We start from the raw sequence: 20507 nt of genomic DNA, 5'->3' as shown, positions 1-20507 counted from the left end.
AGGTTGGGAGGTTTGATAGTTTGTTTCAGCCAACTGAAAAGTGCAGGGCTGAGTTTGAGGAGCTTTGTGCCGTTAGACCTGACAGGTTTCCGAAACCTGTCAGGTCTTGGGAAGAAGTTTAGTGCCGTAGGCACGAATTCGCATAACTCTGGGCTTCAGCCCAGAGCTCAATGCCAAATCGTTACCAACGAGTGCTGTAAGCACGGCCCACAAACTATTTCAGTTTTGTTGAAGTTGAGACGAAAGCTTCAAAGACACAATGAACACGAAGGAATACCTTTGAGTCCTGGAGCCTTTGTGGCAGACAAAATGATTTACACTACCCGTGCATAATCAAATCGAAATTAAGTTTCTACTCAATCAGTATTATTTTGACAGGAAACTTAGTTTTGAACCAGGAAACAAGCACAATCAATTGAACAGATGAAAAAAGTTTTGATCACCGGAGCAGCAGGTTACATCGGAAGTCATGCCGTTGTCGACTTTCACAACGCAGGTTATGAAGTTATTGGCGTGGATAATTACCTCAATTCTGAGGAAGGAACTTACAAGCGTATTGCCCAAATAACCGGAAAGGAAATCGCACACCACAACATCGATCTTCGCGATAAAAAAGCGGTTTTTAGTCTGTTTAAAAGTGAGAAAGACATAGATGCTGTCGTGCATTTTGCTGCTTTGAAATCTGTACCCGATTCTGTGGATAACCCCATTTTTTGTTTTGATAACAACAACAATTCTACTCTCAACCTTGCAGATGCCTGTTCGCAATTTGGCGTAAAACATTTCATTTTTTCATCATCGTGCTCTGTTTACGGAAATGTGACAGCAGATCAATTACCGGTTACTGAAGAAACTCAACTGAAACGACCAGAGTCGCCTTACGGTTATACCAAGCAAAACGGGGAGGAAATGCTCCATTATTTCTCTGATGTGAAAGACGTGAAAATAATGGCTCTTCGTTACTTCAATCCGGTAGGTGCACATCCTTCTGGTGAAATAGGAGAGTTGCCGGCCAAGCGTGTCAACAACCTCGTGCCGGTTATCACGCAAAGCGCTGCCGGAGTAATCGATGCTTTTACTGTTTTTGGATCTGACTGGAAAACACGTGATGGAAGCTGCATTAGAGATTACATTCATGTGAGCGACATAGCCTCTGCACACACCCTGGCTTACGAGTTTTTGAAAAAGCAGGATGATGAGAAATTCTTCGATGTAATCAATCTGGGTAGCGGAGAAGGTGTAAGCGTTTTTGAAGCTATAAAAGCCTTTGAACGAGCGACCGGAGTTAGAGCACCTTATAAAGTTGGTGATCGCAGAGATGGCGATGTTGAGTCAATCTATTCCAATCCGCAAAAAGCAAAGGAAGTCCTCGGTTGGGAACCGAAGTTTGACATTGAAGATATGATGGCATCGGCATGGAAATGGCAACAGAAACTCAAAGAATTAGGAATGGCTGTGCACAAGCTATAGCCCGACTTATAGCATCTTAGGGGTTAACATTTTTTAACCGAGATCGAATAACTAAATATCGGTTGTAGGCGTAAAATTGAGTGATAAATAATTCAATTAAAGCCTATGAAACGATTAAAAAATATTGCCGGATTATCAGTAGCTGCCATTTTGGGCGGCTTCATTTCGCTGGGTGCATTCACCTGGTTTTACCAACCAAATGCTAACCAACTTGTCAATCAAAAAGACAGTGTTCAAACTCTTTTAGCAAAAAACACTTATCGGTCAGAGCCGAGCCGAAAGACTACCAATGTTCAACCATTTTCCGCTCCCGATTTTACGAGTGCTGCCGAGCGATCAGTTCACGGAGTAGTGCACGTAAAAACGGTGATGGAAGGCGAACAGTACTATCAAATAGATCCGTTTCGCTATTTCTTCCACGGGGAGCGAGAGCCTCAATTGAAACAAGGACCAAAGAGAGCAGCATCAGGATCTGGTGTGTTGATTTCTGACGATGGCTACATCGTAACGAACAATCACGTTGTTGAAGATGCCGATAAAATTGAGGTTATCACGAATGACAATAAATCATTAAAAGCAAAACTCATTGGGCGTGATCCCAGTACTGATCTTGCGGTTCTGAAAGTGGAAAGCCAAAACCTGAGTCCGCTCCAGTACGGAAACTCAGATGATCTAAAACTCGGTGAATGGGTACTGGCTGTAGGAAATCCATTCAACCTGAATTCTACCGTAACAGCCGGAATTGTATCGGCCAAAGGGCGAAATATCAACATATTACCGCCTGATGAACGAAATAAAGTAGCTCCAATTGAATCTTTTATTCAGACCGATGCTGCTGTAAATCCCGGAAACAGCGGAGGAGCACTTGTCAACGCGAATGGACAATTAGTGGGGATCAACACAGCGATTAAATCGCCAACCGGTTCCTATACGGGTTACTCTTTTGCAGTACCTGTAAATATTGTCAAAAAAGTAGTTGACGATATCGTGAAATACGGAGCTGTGCAACGCGGATTCATAGGTGTTTCAATTCGCAACATCGATGGCGAATTAGCCGATAAAGTTGAATTGACAACAACTGAGGGCGCTTATGTAAGTGCTCTCATGGAAGATGGAGCTGCTGAAGATGCGGGGATTGAAGAAGGAGATGTCATCGTTGAGGTCAACGGACAAAAAGTGAAAAGCGTGGCTGAGCTACAGGAAAAAATCGGTCGTTACAGACCGGGCGATAAAGTCAATGTGAAATTGATTCGTGATGATGAACTGCTTGAAAAACAGATCGAATTGCGCAATAGATTTGGTAACACCGAATTGATCGAAAAGCGTGAAAAAGATTTGGTGAAAGTTTTAGGAGCTTCGTTTAATGAAGTTGACAATGAGTTAAAAGAGAAACTCAATATTGAAGGTGGTGTTCAAATCACAGACATCAACTCAGGAAAAATAAGAAGTGCCGGAATCAAAGAAGGTTTCATCATACTAAAAGTGGATAAAAAACCGATTGAAAATCGCGAAGAGTTGAATGAGATTCTTTCCAATAAAGAAGGAGGCGTATTGTTAGAAGGAATTTACCCGAATGGCTTGAGAGGCTATTACGGATTAGGAATGTAATTTTTAGGGTTAGGTTTCATAGTGGTTGATTTTAAGGGCTGTCAGCATTTTGTTGGCAGCTTTTTTATTTTTTGTCAATCCCAAACTCCTTTGCCAGTATCTCGTGCCTAAAATCAAAAATGTGTTTGAGTTTACTCTTCACGATCAATGCGTGTGCGATTTTTCCCAAAAAGCCAAAAGGCAATCCATAATCCACAATGTCAATTATTTTCACTCCGTCTTCAACTTCTTCAAAAAAGTGTTTGTGATGCCAAAAAGCGTAAGGACCAAAACGCTGTTCATCTACAAAGTACTCCTGAGTTTTAACATGAGAAATTTCAGTTGTCCATCTGAATTTGATACCGGCAAAAGGGCTAACTTTATAATTGATGATCATGCCCGGATACATTTTTTCTCCCTCAAGTCCTTTGGTCAAAATGTCAAACTTGAGATCATCAGGTGTTATCTCGTTGAGGTTGAGCGGTGTGCTAAAAAATTCCCAGGCGTTTTCCAGTGATATCGGTAAAACCTGTTCGCGCTTCAAAGTGTATATTCGCATGCTGTCTAAGTCCTTTGTTTCAATTGTAACAGCGCTTATTCAATTTGGTTGTAAAGAATGTCAAAAATTAATTGGTTTTACAAGAAGTTAGATGAGTTATCTGCCCGCGAGTTCCACAAAATCTTGCAATTCAGGATCTCCGTTTTTGTTGTGGAACAGAATTGCCCGTATCAGGAATGTGATGATAAAGATTTAGAGGCGGTCCATCTTTTTGGTCAGATCCAAAATGGAGAAATCGTGGCCTGTGCCCGAATTCTGCCTCCCGGTGTTTCCTATTCAGAGCCGTCAGTAGGGAGAGTTGCCGTCCATGCTGATTACCGCATGAGCGGAATTGGGAACGAAGTAATGCGCAAAACCATCGATTTCATTGAAGAGCAATACAATGAAGAAGCAATCAGAATATCAGCGCAACAATACCTGAAACAATTTTATTCTGATCTCGGGTTCGAGCAAGTGAGTGAGATGTATTTAGAAGATGATATTCCGCACATCGAGATGCTGAGGCGGTCAAATTGATTTTCGCGAGTTGGCAATCGATTCGAATTCTATCGCTGAGCTGGCTAGAATGTGGCTCTGACCGAGACTGATCAATTCCATAATCATCAACATTTCAGGATATTGAGTAGCTTCGATTTTAAACTCGGTATATTTGTCACCAATCAATTGACGTTCAGTAAATTTGCGGTCAGATTCAATTTTAAAAAATGACCTCTCGTTAGAATACTTACGGAATACGGGAAACTTTACGTCACTCATTTTTGTTTAGTAGTATATGAACCAACATTTTGAAAAAGCAGTAAAGGCTTACAAAGAAAAGGATTTTGAAAAAGCTGTAGAGCATTTTTCCAATGCGATTGAGGTATCACCAAATGATGCTGAAATACACTATCAGCGCGGTATATCATATTTTCATCTCAATAAATTGAGTCTGGCTTTGGTCGATTTTGATAAAGCGGCAGAACTGGAACCCGAAAACCCTTATCGCTATTCGAGTAGGGCATATATCCGCGATGCCTGTGGTGATACTGAGGGAGCTTACAAAGATTATCAGGTAGCTATTAAGTTAGATCCGGATGATGCTATCGCTCACAACAACCTTGGTTTGATAGAGGAGAAGCTAGGGTATCAGGCAGATGCGAAGAAACGCTACACAAAAGCAGACAAGTTAGCAGAAAAATTCGACTATTTTCCCGGTCAAAAGCAGCACGATAACTTTACTGATAAGTTCGTGAAAATGGGAGAACTGGAAGGCGAGGAGCAAGAAACGCAATCGAAAAACCCAGAGAGTTCACTCTTTAATGAAATGTGGAAAGCTGTTGCTACAGAGAAGGGTCGTAAAGAGTTTTGGAAGTTTGTGAAGAATGGGTTTAAGGTTTGATTTGATTACTTTCATAAACTGCGATTCAAATTCAAATTTCTTTACCTTAGCCCGTTCCAATTACAGCAGGAATGAGAAATAAACCGCGTACTTTCCTCGATGAAGTAGCTCAAAATATTTTGCGTCAAAACCAAAAGATGGAAAACACACTTGTGCTTTTACCATCAAGGCGAGCATGTTTCTTTTTTGAAGAAGCGATCAAAGATCAACTAACGGAAATATCCTGGTTACCCCAAATAATATCGGTGGAGGATTTCGTTGAGCGACTCACCAATTTTCGCAATTTACCCACACCTGAGCTCATCCTTGAAACTTATCCGTTTTACCGGGAAGTTTTTGGTAGTGAATCTGAAACATTTCGGGATTACCTGAACTGGATCACCATCCTACTGGCCGATTTCAACGAAGTGGACGCCTACAAAATTGAGATCAAAAAGCTCTTTGAATACTTACGTGATGAAAGAGCTCTCAAATCCTGGAATATTGACGGTAGCGAAATGACCGATTTTCAAAAGCGCTACCTCGATTTTTGGGAGCACCTTGAACCACTTTACAAAAAACTAACCAATCATTTTGAGGAACACAAAATGGGCTATCAGGGATTCATTTACCGCCAGGCGGCCGAGAATGTTTCTTCCATGATGAGCGATCGTTTTCCGCTCATTCAAAACATTCACTGGCTTGGCTTTAATGCTCTCAACACCTGCGAGGAGGAGCTGGTCGATTATTTTATTGAAAAGTTGAATTGTCAACTTCATTTTGATGTTGATCCCTACTATCTCGACAATACAAAACACGAAGCCGGGAGATTCATCAGACAGTATTTAAAACGTTGGCCACAACAGTCAGAGCCCTACTCATCAAACGGATTTAGCAATCCGCAAAAAGAGATCGAAACATTTGGGGTTTCGGGAAAAGTAGGAATGTCAAAAGTAGCAGGAGCCCTTTTGGAAAAAGAAGGGAAACGCAAAAATACTGCCCTTGTACTGGCTGATGAAAATCTGCTCAATCCGGTTTTGAGTAGCTTGCCTCAATCAGTTGATAACATTAACATTACACTCGGGTATTCATTACAAACGAGCCTTACTTACAGCTTTACAGAGAGTGTACTCAATGCACTTGTCAACGCGAAACGGGCATCAAACAATACTTTGTTTACTGAAGATCTTTTATCGGTTTACGCACATCCTGCATTTCACTATTTTGGAGATCATAACACAGTTTCTGAAAAACTGGGAAAACTGCGCGAATCGCAAAAAATGGCTTTTACCCACACCGAGTTACTACAGTTTGATAATGGACTGTTTGATGAACCATTCACCAAAAATATTCTCAATCCCAATCAGTCGCCCGGTAGTTGGTTGAGTTTTGCTATAGATTTACTCGCTAAAACAGCTAATGACGAGAATAAAATCAATGACAAGCTGGAGCAGTTTCATCTTGAACGATTGGTAGAGGTATTGATCAGAACCGCAGACTACCTTGAGGATCTGACCGTTAAAATATCTTTTGAGGAGCTGTGGCGATTTGTGATTTTGAGCGCACAGGGCGAAACAATTCCTATCGAAGGAGAAAAGAGCGATTTTCTTCAACTTATGGGAATGCTGGAAACGCGGTGCCTCGATTTTGATCACCTAATCATGACATCGGTGAATGAAGGAACTTTGCCTGCGGGCAAACAGGGCAATTCGTTTATCCCGTTTGAAGTAAAACGCAAATTCCATTTACCAACTCACATTCAAAAAGATGCCATTTTCGCCTATCACTTTTACCGTGTTTTGCAGCGTGCAAAAAAAGTGACGCTCCTTTACGACACCTCTGTGAGTGACTTGGGAATGAATGAGGAAAGCCGGTTTATCAGGCAGTTAGAAGTGGAGTGGGGGCTTTCGGGAGATCGAAAATGGAAGAGAGAAAATATATCATTTGATCGTGAACCGCTCGAATTTCAGGTGAATTCCATTCAAAAAACAGAGAATGTTCTCGGTCAGATCCGGCATTACCTCACCTCAAAAGACAGAGGCTTGTCTCCATCAGCACTCAACAAATACTTCAACTCACCTGCTGATTTTTACTTCCGTCATCCCCTCGGAATTAAAGAGAAAGCGGAGTTGGAGAAAGATATTGAAGTCAGCACGTTTGGTACGGCCGTCCACGAAACTCTCGAAGAATTATTCAAACGTTTTGTGAATTCCAAACAGCTTTTGAAAAAAGACGATGTGTTGGCTTTGAAACCGAAGGTTCGTTCGGCTCTGACCGAAAAGATGAAAAAGAGATTTAAAGGAGATTTGAGCATCGGCAGTAATTACCTCACGTTTCACGCAGCTCAAAAAATGATTGATCAGTTTTTGTCGTTACAGGCTGATGAGATCGAGAATGGAAAATCTTTTGCTGTAGCTCATCAGGAATCACCTGAAGATGTGTTTTTAGAAGTTGATGGCGAGAAAATAAAAATAAAGGGTTTTCCAGACCGCATTGATTCTTTTGATACGCATCACCGAATTGTTGATTACAAAACAGGCTCTGTTGAGCAAAAGGATTTGAGAATATCTTCGATTGATGATTTGTTCAACTTTGAAAAACAGGGAAAAGACAAGGCCCGGCAGGTGATGTTTTACGCCTGGCTCGTGCACAAAACGAAGGGTTACGAGCAAATTGAGAGCGGTATTTATTCGCTGAAAAAGATATCGGGCGGATTTTTAAAACTCAAAGTCGGCAATGAAAGTATTCTGCAAAAAGAACACTTTGAACGCTTTGAAGAGTTGCTTCAAAATACGATTAAAGTAATGTTGAACCCTGATGTTGAACTTTCTCAGCCCGAGACGAGTAGCTGGACTTTATACGAATAAAAAAAGCCGCTGAGACACGAATATTTTTTGAGCAAGGAAATAACGTGTGTCCCAACAGCTTTCTACTAAGACGATATTAATCGTAAAAGGTTGGCAGGCAACCTTATTTATTTTACTAAACCACTTATTTACTAAATTGTTTAGTCTTTTCCAGGATATGCTTTGATTCCCTCTTCAAGACACTTTAATGCTCGCTTGAGACTTTCTTTTTCCAAAACATACGCTATGCGCACTTCTTTTTCGCCCATTCCGGGAGTAGAGTAGAAGCCGGCACATGGTGCCATCATAACAGTTTCGTTTTCGTACTCAAATGACTCGAGCATCCACTGGCAAAAGCGCTCGGTATTGTCAACCGGTAGCTCAGCCACACAGTAAAAAGATCCCGATGGTTTAGGACAACGAACTCCTTCAATTTCATTGAGTCCGTCAACCATGAGGTTTCTGCGGTCATTGTATTCCCTGCTTACTTTTTCAAAATAACTTTTAGGTGTTTTGAGTGCTCCTTCAGCTGCTATTTGAGCAAGTGTTGGCGGACTCAAACGTGCCTGTCCGAATTTGAGCATCGTTGACATAAGTTCTTGATTGCGCGAAACAACTGCTCCTATGCGAGCTCCGCACATCGAGTAACGTTTACTAACAGAATCAACGAGAACCGCATTTTCTTCTATTCCTTCCAGTTCCATAATAGAAGTATGGTATTCGCCATCGTACACAAATTCGCGATACACTTCATCAGCAAAGAGGAATAGATCGTGTTTTTTCACGATATCGCGAAGCGTTTCAAGCTCATCGCGAGAGTAGAGGTAACCGGTTGGATTTCCAGGGTTACAAATCAGAATTCCTTTTGTTTTTTCAGTGATTTTATCTTCGAATTCACTTACCGGAGGAAGCGCAAAACCGCGATCGATTGTAGCAGGAACCGGAACAACATTAATACCAGCACTAACAGCAAATCCGTTGTAGTTGGCGTAAAACGGTTCAGGAACGATGAGTTCATCACCCGGATTAAAACAGCTCATGAACGCAAAAAGGAGCGCTTCAGAACCACCTGTAGTCACCATGATCTGTTCAAAGTTGACGTCAATGTTGACACCGCGGTAATACTCTGCCAATCCTTTACGGTAGCTTTCAAAACCGGCAGAATGCGAATATTCAATCACATTCAGATCCATGTTTTTCACCGCATCAATCGCCTCTTTTGGCGACTCGATATCAGGTTGCCCGATGTTGAGGTGAAGTACTTTTTTGCCGGCTTTTTTTGCTTTTTCAGCAAATGGAACCAGCTTTCTTATTGGAGACTCGGGCATTTGGTGCCCTTTTGTTGATATACCTGGCATAGCTCAAAAATTTGACGCGAATATATAACGGTATTCCTGATTAAAAATCTTTTTTAAATAATTCGAAACCAAATTAATATAAAGTGTTGGGATATAGCTCTAAAGAAGTTGCTTTGAGCCAGCTTTATTTCAGGTTGTAACGGTAAATAAAACTCAGTTGAAAAACGGGGGCGTCTTTGGCTGTGAGCAGACTTTCTCTGTTGTCGCCAATTCCAACGGCTGATACGCGGGCATCTACACCCTGGTTCTGACCGTAGAGATCAATACTTCTCAGCACTGTGTGACCAGCCATTCCGCGGAGTACCATATTTGGTTGCAAATAGTATTCAATTACGCCAAGTGCCTCCTGAGGCTTGCGTTCCCAATACGTGTTCTGAAATTGCGTTTGGTTGTAAATAGTGTTCACGAGTCCCTGATAACGAAAGCCAAACCGCCATTTTTCACCGGCTATATACATGATGTTGTAATTGACCGGTATAGTTCCGTAGAAGAGCCAGTTTTCAAAACCGTAATATTCGGCACTGATGAGCGGGACAAAAAAGGGTCCAAACAACTCGCTGTTGTAATAACCACCCAGCTTAACTTTCCAATCAGGATTGGGTTTGAAAGAGTAAAGCGCGTAAACTCCAAACTGAAAATGTTTTTCATTGAGGCTTTTCCAGTTTGAACTGATTTTGGGCAGCGCCATTACCATCAGAGATGAATTATTTGGCAAACTGAATTGATACCCCAGTTGAAGTCGGGTGGGAAGATAGCTCTCTTCAAAGTTAGTTGAGTCATTATCAAATGAAATAGTAGCCTGCTCCAGCGAAAACCCTGTAATGAAAGCATCTCCGTTTTCGCGTTGAATGGGAAGCAACGCATTTATAGTAAAAGAGCGTTCAGTGAGATTTTTAGTGTTTGCACTGTTTGCGGTCGGAACCAGTTTGTAGTGCGTAGAAAACAAGTCGATGTGTTCCTGACATAGCGAGATCAGCGGACATAGAATCACATAAATGATGATAAGTTTTTTCACCATACGGCAAATGTAATACAACATTTAGGCGAACACACTAAGCTTGTCGTTGGTTATTCGTGTAACAAGTTCAAAAACGTTAATTTCGCAGTCCAGAAAAGTCAGTCGATCTATGAAGAACAACGAGATCTATAAACCAAAAAATAACGTTCGCATCGTTACAGCAGCCTCACTTTTTGACGGCCATGATGCGGCAATCAATATCATGCGCAGAATCATCCAAAGCACAGGTTGTGAGGTGATTCACCTCGGTCATGACCGCAGTGTTGACGAGGTTGTAAATTGCGCAATTCAGGAAGATGCACAGGCCATTGCCATGACATCTTACCAGGGTGGACACACCGAGTATTTCAAATACATGTACGATCTTCTTCAGGAAAAAGGAGCCAGTCACATCAAGATTTTTGGTGGTGGTGGCGGAACTATCCTGCCTGATGAAATCGAAGAACTCCACAAATACGGGATTACCAGGATTTACCATCCTGATGATGGCCGTGAAATGGGCTTGCAGGGTATGATCAATGATCTCGTTAAGCAATCTGACTACCCGATTGGAAAAGAATTAGAAGGCGATATAAAAGCTGTGAAAAAGCGTGATGTCAATGCGATTTCGCGCATGATTTCTGCTGCAGAAAATTTCCCTGAAGAACACAAAGCTGTTTTTGATGAGATCGATAAACTCGCTGGTCAGAGCCAGGTTCCGGTTCTCGGGATTACCGGTACCGGTGGAGCCGGAAAATCATCACTGGTAGATGAATTGATCCGCAGGTTTTTGATCGATCAAAAAGATAAAACGATAGGCGTTGTATCGGTTGATCCATCTAAGAGAAAAACAGGAGGAGCACTTCTTGGAGATCGTATCAGGATGAACGCGATCAACAATAAGCGTGTTTACATGCGTTCGCTCGCTACTCGTCAGAGTAACCTGGCACTTTCAAAATATGTTGAGGAAGCGATCAATGTGATGAAAGTTGCCGGATTCGATATGATTATTCTCGAAACTTCAGGTATTGGACAGAGCGATACTGAGATCATGGATTACAGCGACTCATCGCTTTACGTGATGACACCGGAGTTTGGTGCTGCTACTCAGCTCGAGAAAATTGACATGCTCGACTTTGCCGATGTTGTGGCAATCAACAAATTCGATAAACGCGGTGCGCTCGATGCAATTCGCGATGTTCGCAAACAATACAAACGCAATCACCAGCTTTGGGATGCTAAAGATGATGATTTGCCTGTGATCGGTACAATCGCTTCACAGTTCAATGATCCGGGAATGAATCAGCTCTACCGCAAGATTATGGATCTGATGAGCGAAAAAGAAGGTGTTGACCTCAAGTCAGATTTCATGATCACAAAGGAAATGAGTGAAAAGATTTTCATCATTCCGCCCAAAAGGACGCGTTACCTTAGTGAGATCTCTGAAAATAATAGAAGCTACGATGAAGAAGTTGAAAAGCAACGAAAAGTTGCGGACAAGCTTTTTGGCTTGCACAGCGCTTTGGAAACGATTACGGAAACAACGCTCGATATTGCGAATGACGGATCTGACTGGGATGAAGAAATTGAAAGTGCAGGTTTAGCTGAAGATCAACTGACTACGGCTAAAATGCTAAAATCTCGTTTTGATGCGATGAGACTCGATCTCAATCCCCACAACTGGGAAATCATCAAAAACTGGGAAGATAAGCGCGCTCGTTACAAAGCTGAAGAGTACGTATTTAAAGTTCGTGACAAGGAAATCCGCATGGATACTCATGTTGAGAGTTTGTCACACACGAAAATTCCTAAAGTTGCATTACCAAAATACAATGGTTGGGGTGATGTATTGAAGTGGAGCAAGCAGGAAAATGTACCTGGCGAATTTCCATACACGGCCGGAATTTATCCATTTAAGCGAAAAGGTGAAGATCCTACAAGGATGTTTGCCGGAGAAGGCGGACCGGAACGCACGAATAAGCGTTTCCACTACGTGAGTAAAGATATGCCGGCTGCAAGACTTTCAACAGCTTTTGACTCGGTTACACTTTACGGAAATGATCCTGAACACAGACCAGATATTTACGGTAAAATTGGGAATTCAGGTGTTTCGATTTGCTGTTTGGACGATGCCAAAAAACTCTATTCAGGTTTTGATTTGGCAGCTCCAACAACATCGGTTTCGATGACAATTAACGGTCCGGCTCCAATGTTGCTCGGCTTTTTTATGAACGCAGCTATCGATCAGCAGTGTGAGAAATACATCAAAGAAAACGGATTGGAAGATGAGGTCAATAAGAAGATTGACGCCATCTACAAAGAGAACAATCAGGAACGTCCTACATACAAAGGTGATTTGCCTGAAGGTAATGATGGTCTCGGATTGATGTTGCTCGGTGTAACCGGTGATCAAGTACTACCGCAAGATGTTTACGAAAAGATCAAAGCGGAGACACTCGCCACAGTTCGCGGAACTGTTCAGGCCGATATTTTGAAAGAAGATCAGGCTCAGAACACCTGCATCTTCAGTACTGAGTTTGCATTGAGGTTGATGGGAGATGTTCAGGAATACTTCATCGATCAAAAAGTTCGAAATTTCTATTCCGTTTCAATCAGCGGTTACCATATTGCTGAGGCCGGTGCCAACCCGATTACTCAGTTGGCTTTCACACTGGCTAATGGTTTCACGTACGTGGAATACTACTTGAGCCGCGGAATGGATATCAATAAATTTGGTCCGAACCTCTCATTCTTCTTCTCGAATGGTGTAGATCCTGAGTACGCGGTTATTGGCCGTGTTGCTCGCAGAATTTGGTCGAAGGCTCTGAAAGAGAAATACGGGGCAAATCCCAGGGCGCAGATGTTGAAATACCACATTCAAACAAGTGGTCGTTCACTCCACGCTCAGGAAATTGATTTCAACGATATTCGCACAACTCTACAGGCGCTTTACGCGATTTACGATAACTGTAACTCGCTTCACACCAATGCTTATGATGAGGCTATTACAACGCCAACAGAAGCATCGGTTCGTAGGGCAATGGCTATTCAGTTGATCATCAACAAGGAGTTGGGTCTGACCAAAAATGAAAACCCAATTCAGGGATCATTTATCATTGAAGAACTGACAGATTTAGTTGAGGAAGCCGTATTAACAGAGTTTGACAGAATCACTGAACGCGGTGGTGTACTGGGAGCGATGGAAACGATGTACCAACGCAGTAAGATCCAGGAAGAGTCGCTCTATTACGAAACACTCAAGCACAATGGCGACTACCCGATCATTGGTGTGAATACATTTTTGAGTTCTGAAGGTTCACCAACAGTAACTCCCGGAGAGATCATTCGTGCGACCAAAGATGAAAAAGAGGCACAAATCGACACAGTAAATTCATTGAAAGACCGCCAAAAAGCGAAATCTGAGGAAATGATCAAGCGTGTTCAGGAATCTGCTATTCAGAACCAGAACATCTTTGCAGAATTGGTGGAAGCATGCAAGTATTGCTCATTGGGTGAAATCACAGAAGCACTATTTGAAGTGGGAGGTCAATACCGCAGAAATATGTAAACTTTTTTCAAAATATTTAGTGAATGAAAGTCCTTCTCGATATCCCGGGAAGGACTTTTTGTTTTAGGCCAAATTTTCAATGGCGCTTAAAAAGTTATATTTTGGCACGGTAAGAATTATTAAAATCTAAAACTGCACTATGAAGAAATTAGGATTTTTATTCGTTTCACTATTTGTTTTCGGAGTTAGCCTTGCTCAGAACTATTACAAAATTGATTCGCCTGATATTAAAGTAAGAAAAAGCTATACCTTGAACTGTGAAGAGTATGGTATGTTTCAATTGTATTTGACGCCTGGAGAAGAAGAAGGGGACTTTATCCAAAATGAAGGACCTTTTTCTGATAAAAATGGAAATTACTATCTCTATGCTTATCGATATGAGAATGGAGAGAAAAAACCTGCTGAAGTACTAGAATACCCTCTTGACAAAAAGAATTTTAGGTCGAAGAAAGACCGCAAATCACTGGTAGATTTAATGGCGAGGTTCTACTTTGGAACTTTCAAACCATTACATTTTTTGTACGAGAATGGAAAAATGCATCTAATTACAAGAGCTGATGAAGAAATGTATTTGAGCTCCTATGATATTGAATCAAAAACATTTGATAATACAACGATCCCAGTAGGTTTTGAATTTGATATTAATGATGTCAAAAAAGATGATGATAAGTTGTTTTTGAGCGTTAATATGAAGAAAGGACTTTTAAAAAAGAAGGTCAACAATGAATTGATGATTGTTGATTTAAAAACGAAAAATGTAAAACTATCAACTATTCCAGTATATCATAAATATGAGGTAGAGCATGTTGTACCTGACTTTTACGTATCTTTAAATCCTGAAAGTAATGTTGTTGGTGTTTTGATGAAGTCTGGTGATGGTCATAAAGAGAGGACTAATTTCCTAATGTATGACTACGATGGAAAATTTATCAATCAATATATTTTACCTAATCAAGAAAAGACATCATATACTGGTTATCAAATTGAAAAAGTTGATGAAGGCTTTTTTGTTTCGGGTTTTTATAGGGAAAGGCGTACTGGATTATTCAAGTCCCTGAAGAAATTCAGGAAAGAGCAGGGTTTTTTCGCTGCCCGGTATGATAAATCAGGTGAGCAATACTTCAAGAAAAACAGCTTTGATTTGATTGACTTTAAGCTTGTTAAATCTATGAATGGTAAATTTGAAATGGATTTAAAAGACCTATCTAAAATAGTTATTTGTGATGATGTGGCTTACATGTCATTCGAATTTTATGAAAGGTACGTGCAAACCCATCATCATAATTCAGGTATGGCAGGAGCAGGCGCAGGTGGTGCTGCTATAGGTGGAACATCAACCGGAGGAGCTACAATGGGTGTTGGTTTTGGGAGCACTTCAAGTACAACAGTTTACAATATTGAGTATGAAGTCGCTTTTGTTGGAGTTAATATTGAAAATGGAAATCTTGAATTTGAAAAAACGATAAATCAAAAAGAATATAGAGCAAGTGGAGGCTCTGTTAGATCTGTAATATCATATTCTAGAAATAAAAATAGACCAATTTTAGGTTTTTACAACGCTGATCATGAGTTTAAAGTTGGGACAGTTTTTGATGGTGAGTTTGAAGAGTTATCTATGGTACCTCCAAATTCAATGGGATTGAAACATGAACTTGGATTTAATTATGTTCCAACTTTAAGTAAAGTTCATGCTTTAGAAAATGATTTATTGATGATTGAGCTCTCAGGAATGCCTGTTACAATTTCAGATATGTTTAAACGAACTAAGATTAGTAAGTCAATCTATATATCATTGTAAATTATAGTAACGAAAACCCTTTAATAAATATTGAAGGGTTTTTTTATTTGATTCAGAGTAAAGTTTATTTTACATTTGGTAAAATAAACTTTACAATATGAAAGCTAAATACTTATTTTCACATAAATGGAAGCCAATAGGACTAACCTTGTTTATAATAGGGTTGACTTTAGGAACTATAGGGGTCTTGAGTAGTTATGAACCGGTCTTTTTAGATGTGAGAGTTCCGGATTTTTTCGGGAACTCCTCGTTTTTAAATAATGGAAGTAGCTCTGAGACAGGTTGGCCTCAAATGAGAAAGAACAACTTATTCGATGAAATTGCTTTGTCATTATTATTAATTGGTGGATTACTCTCAATTTTAGCCAAAGAGAAGAATGAAGATGAAATGATTATGAAGTTGAGATTGGAGTCACTATTGTGGTCTGCAATCGTTAATGGAATCCTGATTTTTATAACAGTTTGGCTGATTTACGATTTGGACTTTTATTTTGTCATGATCACTGAGCTATTTTTCTTTTATCTCTTGTTTATACTGAGATTCAACTTCGTACTAATGCGTCAAAAGAAACTGGTTGATGAAGAATAAAGTAAAACGATACAGGCAGTTTTCTGAGATGACGCAATCTCAACTGGCAGATTTAATTGGAGTCAGCAGGCAAACAATTCACGCGATTGAAAAGGAGAAATATGTTCCGTCCACTGTCCTTGCTTTAAAGCTTAGCAGAGAACTAAAAGTTAAAGTCGAGGAGTTGTTTACACTTGAAATTAAGGATTAAAGATTTTTTGAGAGTGATTTTTATTAACTTTGATACAAATGCATAGGGAATGAGTGTTCAAGAAAGGAAATATAAGTTGATTCTGGAGCTTATGAAGGTTGAAGAGGAGAGTGGTTATATACGAAATTGAAAGACTCTTAGATCAAAATGTTGTAGGTTATAGACCTGATGGTAAACCAATTTCAAAAGAAGAGTTTAAAATACGACTTGAAGAGGCAGAAAAAGATATTATATAGAGTAGAAGATAGTAGAGTTGTATAATGGATGTTGTAGGAACAAGTGAAAACCCTAATTACTAAACAAAAAAAGCCACTCCTCAACAGAAGTGGCTTTTCAATTTGTTTAAAAACATAAAAACCTAAAACTCAACATCAGGAGCTTCTTCAGCACCTTTATCAGCTTCGTAATACGGTTTCTTTTCAAAGTCAAACATCGAAGCAGTTAAGTTTTCAGGAAACGTTTGTGTCTTCGTATTATAATTACGTACTGCTTCATTGTACTTTTTGCGCGCAACAGCAATCCTGTTTTCAGTTCCTTCGAGCTGAGCCTGAAGAGTTTGAAAATTTTGGTTCGCTTTTAAATCTGGGTAACGCTCAACAGTAACCATCAAGCGAGATAAAGCGCCAGATAATTGCGACTGTGCTTTTTGAAAAGCCTGCATATTTTGCTCGTTCAACTCACCCGGATTGATTTGTATAGAAGTTGCTTTTGAGCGTGCTTCAATAACCTGAGTAAGCGTTTCTTTTTCAAAATCTGCAGCGCCTTTAACTGTGTTGACAAGATTTGGGACCAGGTCAGCTCTACGCTGGTATTGCGTTTCAACCTGAGACCATTTTTCGTCAACCTCCTCGCGCATTTTTACCATGGAGTTGTAGCCGCATGAGCTCATGCTCATTACAACTGTCATCATTAACGCTATGTGGAGTATTCTTTTCATGTTATATTATTTTTCAATTGGAAATTTAGTCAATCATATTGACACTGCGCTTAATAAACGCGGTCAGATCCTTACCTTTAAGCATATTTTGCGACAACATTGCCAAATCAACTGATTGCTTAGCAAGGCTTTTTTGCTTGTCCTGATCTTGTTCAGTAAGAATTTTACTCACAAGCGGATGATTGGCGTTGATCATGAGGTTAAACATATCTGGCATATTACTCATGCCCATCATTCCGCCACCAACTTGCTGCTGTTCCTTCATTCTTCTCATGAACTCGGGTTGCGTAATCACTACAGGATTATCCTTTTCATTCATGTTTTCGAACTGAACGGTGAACTTGTCTTTCTCAACAACACCTTCGTAAACCTCCTGGAGCGTTTTCTTTTGATCATCAGTGAGGTTTGCTTCTTGCTGTTCTTCTTTTTCGATCAGTTTGTCGATCGCATCAGCATCAACACGAACGAATTTTACATTGTCGAGTTTTGATTCTAATTGTTGAACAAAGTGACTCGTCAATGGAGAATCCATTACAAGTACATCGTACCCGCGGTTTTTAGCCGATTCAATAAATGCATCCTGTTCATCAGCATCTGTTGCGTAGAGGTGAACGATAGCATCGTTTTTGTCTTTTTGTTTTTCCTCAATTTTTTCGCGGTACTCATCAATCGTGAAAAATTCACCTTCAGTGTTTTTCAGCAATAACGCTTTTTGCATTTTGTCGAAAAACTTGTCGTCAGTGAGCATTCCGTATTCGATGAATACTTTAATATCATCCCATTTCGACTGGTAATCATCGCGATCTCTCTTAAACATTGAAGAGAGTTTATCAGCAACTTTTTTCGTGATGTGGTTAGAGATCTTTTTCACGTTTCCATCTTCCTGAAGATAAGAACGCGAAACGTTTAACGGAATATCAGGTGAATCGATAACACCGTGTAGCAGGGTTAAAAATTCAGGAACAATATTCTCCACCGAATCAGTGATGAACACCTGGTTGGAGTAGAGTTGAATCTTGTTGCGCTGGATCTGAATGTTATTCTTCAATTTTGGGAAGTAGAGAATTCCGGTCAAATTGAATGGGTAATCTACATTTAGGTGAATGTGGAAAAGCGGTTCTTCGAAACTCATCGGGTAGAGTTCGCGATAAAAATTATGGTAATCTTCATCGGTCAGATCCGCAGGTTGCTTCGTCCAGGCCGGAGTGGGGTTATTGATGATGTTTTCGACTTCTTTATCAACTTTTTTGATATTCCCATCATCATCTTTTTTCCCGTCAGGATCGTCAACCTTGATTGTCTTTGTTCCAAACTTGATTTCTACCGGTAAGAATTTGCAGTATTTCTCCAAAATCCCGGAGATGCGGTTATCTTCGAGAAATTCCTGCGACTCATCATCGAGGTGCAGCACTACGTCAGTACCGCGTTCTGACCGATCAGCTTTTTCAAGTGTATATTCAGGATCACCTTTACAGCTCCACTTTACAGCATCTCCGCCAGTGTATGACTTCGTGATCACATCAACTTCTTTGGCAACCATGAAAGCTGAGTAGAATCCGAGTCCAAAGTGACCAATAATACCAGAGTCTTTAGCTTTATCATCGTATTTTTTGAGGAATTCTTCAGCGCCTGAAAATGCGATATCGTTGAGGTAACGTTGCACTTCATCTTCAGTCATTCCTACACCATTATCACTAATAGTGAGAGTCCCTTTGTCTTTATCGATAGATACGTTGACCCTTAAGTTTCCCGGATCTTCTTTGTATTCTCCTAATTTATGAAGTGTTTTAAGTTTTGATGTTGCGTCTACTGCATTGGATACAAGTTCACGCAAGAAAATCTCGTGATCAGAATAGAGGAACTTCTTAATAATCGGAAATATGTTCTCCGTTTGTACATTAATTTTTCCAGTACTCATTTTTATTCAATTTTAATTTTAGTCTGATTGAAAGTTGACAATACTAATGTCAAAGGATGTGCCATGACATTTGAAACTGACAACTTGACTTTATGGAAAGAAATGAAGGAGATGTTGTATGACAAAAGGGATAAAAATAACGAAGGGGTTGCAGATGCAACCCCTTCGAAAATCAAACCTAACCCTACACTATGAAAAAACCTAACCTATGAAGAGACGCCCGTGATGGACGTCCTATTGATTAAGTACAGTGCAAATGTATGATGAGATTTTGAATGACAATAACCGAAAAGGACTTATTTGTACCCGAAAAGTTTGTACCTACAGAGATTCGATGTATTGGGTGGGCAAGATACCAAATTGTTTCTTAAAAGCTTCACTAAAGTGTGATAAATTTGAGTACCCGAGCTCGTAACCTACTTGTGAAACTTTGTATTCTCTAGTGGAGAGCAGCTTTTTTGCTTTTTCCATTCTCACACCCTGGTAAAGCTGGTAAATTGTATTTCCAAAAACCTGTTTGAAAATTTGTTTGAGTTTTGATTGACTCACACCGTACTTTTCTGCAAGTTCATTTATAGTTGGTGATTGACTGAGATCGCTCAATATTTCATCTTTTACTTTGAAAGCAACTTCAATATCTTCTTTTGGTAATCTGGGACCTTGCGAAGAAAGTTTGCGTTCGTAGAATGTTTTAAAAAAACAGCCTAACAATTCATAGGCCTTACCTTTTATTGAAAGAAGGTCTATTGAATCTTCAGGATTTAGTTTTTCTAAATCGTTCATCAACTCAGTCATTTCCAACCTGAGATGTTCATAAATCACAAAGTTATCCTGTTGATTGATGAGCTTATAAAGCTCGTCATCAGCATGGGGTGAGTGAGGTAAAGTGGCGGCAAAGTCACCATAAAAACGAAATGAAACGTAATTTATATTTTGGTTTTCGGGAAAACTAAACTCCTGAATCTCTTTTATATTACTGAAGAATACGCCATCAGTTGATTTTGCACCAAAAAACTTTTCTACATCCTGTGTTTTATGCCCTATTTCAGCAGAATTACAAAATGATACTGCAAAATAAGGTTTAGTCTGGTTAGGATTTTGAATAAACCTCACAGGCTCGTTGAATAATGCTTTTTGAAGAGATACTTCTAGACTATCTGATAGTTTGATATTATCAATTTGACCGCTCCCTAGCTCGTTGTCAAATTTCATCCCATAACGAGTTTTTTCACCATCTAAGCCACTTATAAAGTGGGGGAGAGTGATATCGCTCAGGCCTGCTGGAAATTTAACAACATGGTTTTTTTTCATAGATGCGTTTAATTGAGTAAGA

The 20507-nt window shown here is 40.0% G+C and carries 16 protein-coding genes; 9 read left to right on the top strand and 7 right to left on the bottom strand.

The annotated features are described in order from the left end of the window. Positions 1–423 precede the first annotated feature (423 nt). The gene (galE, locus tag F3059_RS01220) at positions 424–1470 is read left to right on the top strand and encodes a UDP-glucose 4-epimerase GalE (RefSeq protein WP_151166108.1); all 1047 of its coding nucleotides are present in this window, start codon (positions 424–426) and stop codon (positions 1468–1470) included. A gap of 105 nt (positions 1471–1575) precedes the next feature. Continuing rightward, positions 1576–3078, top strand: a complete 1503-nt coding sequence (locus F3059_RS01215; RefSeq protein ID WP_151166107.1) for a Do family serine endopeptidase — start codon at positions 1576–1578, stop codon at positions 3076–3078. A gap of 64 nt (positions 3079–3142) precedes the next feature. Here F3059_RS01215 and F3059_RS01210 read toward each other — a convergent pair whose 3' ends face one another. Next, on the bottom strand, positions 3143–3616 hold the full coding sequence (locus tag F3059_RS01210; RefSeq protein ID WP_151166106.1) for an SRPBCC family protein: 474 nt from the start codon (positions 3614–3616) through the stop codon (positions 3143–3145). A 57-nt stretch (positions 3617–3673) separates the two neighbouring features. Here F3059_RS01210 and F3059_RS01205 point away from each other — a divergent pair, with 57 nt between their 5' ends. After that, complete coding sequence (locus tag F3059_RS01205; RefSeq protein WP_151166105.1) at positions 3674–4132, top strand: GNAT family N-acetyltransferase; 459 nt, start codon at positions 3674–3676, stop codon at positions 4130–4132. Here F3059_RS01205 and F3059_RS01200 read toward each other — a convergent pair. After that, the gene (locus F3059_RS01200; RefSeq protein ID WP_151166104.1) at positions 4124–4372 is read right to left on the bottom strand and encodes a hypothetical protein; all 249 of its coding nucleotides are present in this window, start codon (positions 4370–4372) and stop codon (positions 4124–4126) included. The genes F3059_RS01205 and F3059_RS01200 overlap by 9 nt on opposite strands. Before the next feature lie 16 nt (positions 4373–4388). Here F3059_RS01200 and F3059_RS01195 point away from each other — a divergent pair, with 16 nt between their 5' ends. Together F3059_RS01195 and F3059_RS01190 are read left to right on the top strand one after the other, a co-directional pair. Then, positions 4389–4994: a tetratricopeptide repeat protein gene (locus F3059_RS01195; RefSeq protein ID WP_151166103.1), complete on the top strand. Its 606-nt coding sequence runs from the start codon at positions 4389–4391 to the stop codon at positions 4992–4994. Positions 4995–5065: 71 nt separating this feature from the next. Next, positions 5066–7840, top strand: a complete 2775-nt coding sequence (locus F3059_RS01190) for a PD-(D/E)XK nuclease family protein (protein WP_151166102.1) — start codon at positions 5066–5068, stop codon at positions 7838–7840. Positions 7841–7980: 140 nt separating this feature from the next. On the opposite strand, the gene F3059_RS01185 is transcribed toward F3059_RS01190, so the two are convergent. Next, a complete protein-coding gene (locus F3059_RS01185) occupies positions 7981–9177 on the bottom strand; it encodes a pyridoxal phosphate-dependent aminotransferase (protein ID WP_151166101.1) in 1197 nt (398 codons plus the stop codon). 124 nt (positions 9178–9301) lie between these two features. Further along, on the bottom strand, positions 9302–10195 hold the full coding sequence (locus F3059_RS01180) for a hypothetical protein (RefSeq protein ID WP_151166100.1): 894 nt from the start codon (positions 10193–10195) through the stop codon (positions 9302–9304). A gap of 109 nt (positions 10196–10304) precedes the next feature. On the opposite strand from F3059_RS01180, the gene F3059_RS01175 reads away from it, so the two are divergent. From F3059_RS01175 to F3059_RS01160, 4 genes are all read left to right on the top strand, one after another. After that, positions 10305–13742: a methylmalonyl-CoA mutase family protein gene (locus F3059_RS01175; RefSeq protein WP_151166099.1), complete on the top strand. Its 3438-nt coding sequence runs from the start codon at positions 10305–10307 to the stop codon at positions 13740–13742. A gap of 139 nt (positions 13743–13881) precedes the next feature. Then, positions 13882–15540: a hypothetical protein gene (locus F3059_RS01170; RefSeq protein WP_151166098.1), complete on the top strand. Its 1659-nt coding sequence runs from the start codon at positions 13882–13884 to the stop codon at positions 15538–15540. A gap of 97 nt (positions 15541–15637) precedes the next feature. Next, complete coding sequence (locus F3059_RS01165; RefSeq protein ID WP_151166097.1) at positions 15638–16129, top strand: hypothetical protein; 492 nt, start codon at positions 15638–15640, stop codon at positions 16127–16129. Next, positions 16119–16319: a helix-turn-helix transcriptional regulator gene (locus tag F3059_RS01160; protein WP_151166096.1), complete on the top strand. Its 201-nt coding sequence runs from the start codon at positions 16119–16121 to the stop codon at positions 16317–16319. Before F3059_RS01165 ends, F3059_RS01160 begins: the two co-directional genes overlap by 11 nt. Positions 16320–16677: 358 nt before the next feature. On the opposite strand, the gene F3059_RS01155 is transcribed toward F3059_RS01160, so the two are convergent. The 3 genes from F3059_RS01155 to F3059_RS01145 all read right to left on the bottom strand — a co-directional run bounded on the left by F3059_RS01155 (position 16678) and on the right by F3059_RS01145 (position 20485). Continuing rightward, the gene (locus F3059_RS01155) at positions 16678–17256 is read right to left on the bottom strand and encodes a LemA family protein (RefSeq protein ID WP_151166095.1); all 579 of its coding nucleotides are present in this window, start codon (positions 17254–17256) and stop codon (positions 16678–16680) included. Positions 17257–17281: 25 nt separating this feature from the next. Next, a complete protein-coding gene (htpG, locus tag F3059_RS01150) occupies positions 17282–19174 on the bottom strand; it encodes a molecular chaperone HtpG (RefSeq protein ID WP_151166094.1) in 1893 nt (630 codons plus the stop codon). Positions 19175–19495: 321 nt separating this feature from the next. Then, the gene (locus tag F3059_RS01145) at positions 19496–20485 is read right to left on the bottom strand and encodes a helix-turn-helix transcriptional regulator (RefSeq protein WP_151166093.1); all 990 of its coding nucleotides are present in this window, start codon (positions 20483–20485) and stop codon (positions 19496–19498) included. Positions 20486–20507: the final 22 nt, after the last annotated feature.

The sequence above is a fragment of the Salibacter halophilus genome (genome assembly GCF_008806325.1).
Taxonomy (GTDB): domain Bacteria; phylum Bacteroidota; class Bacteroidia; order Flavobacteriales_G; family Salibacteraceae; genus Salibacter; species Salibacter halophilus.
This window is presented reverse-complemented; position numbering and strand designations above follow the sequence as displayed.

Excerpts from the sequence above, each read along its gene's own strand:
- F3059_RS01165 (WP_151166097.1), top strand. The coding sequence starts at position 15,638 with ATGAAAGCTAAATACTTATTTTCACATAAATGGAAGCCAATAGGACTA.
- F3059_RS01195 (WP_151166103.1), top strand. The coding sequence starts at position 4,389 with ATGAACCAACATTTTGAAAAAGCAGTAAAGGCTTACAAAGAAAAGGAT.
- F3059_RS01145 (WP_151166093.1), bottom strand. The coding sequence starts at position 20,485 with ATGAAAAAAAACCATGTTGTTAAATTTCCAGCAGGCCTGAGCGATATC.
- F3059_RS01210 (WP_151166106.1), bottom strand. The coding sequence starts at position 3,616 with ATGCGAATATACACTTTGAAGCGCGAACAGGTTTTACCGATATCACTG.
- galE (WP_151166108.1), top strand. The coding sequence starts at position 424 with ATGAAAAAAGTTTTGATCACCGGAGCAGCAGGTTACATCGGAAGTCAT.
- F3059_RS01180 (WP_151166100.1), bottom strand. The coding sequence starts at position 10,195 with ATGGTGAAAAAACTTATCATCATTTATGTGATTCTATGTCCGCTGATC.
- F3059_RS01185 (WP_151166101.1), bottom strand. The coding sequence starts at position 9,177 with ATGCCAGGTATATCAACAAAAGGGCACCAAATGCCCGAGTCTCCAATA.
- F3059_RS01170 (WP_151166098.1), top strand. The coding sequence starts at position 13,882 with ATGAAGAAATTAGGATTTTTATTCGTTTCACTATTTGTTTTCGGAGTT.
- F3059_RS01175 (WP_151166099.1), top strand. The coding sequence starts at position 10,305 with ATGAAGAACAACGAGATCTATAAACCAAAAAATAACGTTCGCATCGTT.
- F3059_RS01160 (WP_151166096.1), top strand. The coding sequence starts at position 16,119 with ATGAAGAATAAAGTAAAACGATACAGGCAGTTTTCTGAGATGACGCAA.
- F3059_RS01200 (WP_151166104.1), bottom strand. The coding sequence starts at position 4,372 with ATGAGTGACGTAAAGTTTCCCGTATTCCGTAAGTATTCTAACGAGAGG.
- F3059_RS01205 (WP_151166105.1), top strand. The coding sequence starts at position 3,674 with ATGTCAAAAATTAATTGGTTTTACAAGAAGTTAGATGAGTTATCTGCC.
- F3059_RS01155 (WP_151166095.1), bottom strand. The coding sequence starts at position 17,256 with ATGAAAAGAATACTCCACATAGCGTTAATGATGACAGTTGTAATGAGC.
- htpG (WP_151166094.1), bottom strand. The coding sequence starts at position 19,174 with ATGAGTACTGGAAAAATTAATGTACAAACGGAGAACATATTTCCGATT.
- F3059_RS01190 (WP_151166102.1), top strand. The coding sequence starts at position 5,066 with ATGAGAAATAAACCGCGTACTTTCCTCGATGAAGTAGCTCAAAATATT.
- F3059_RS01215 (WP_151166107.1), top strand. The coding sequence starts at position 1,576 with ATGAAACGATTAAAAAATATTGCCGGATTATCAGTAGCTGCCATTTTG.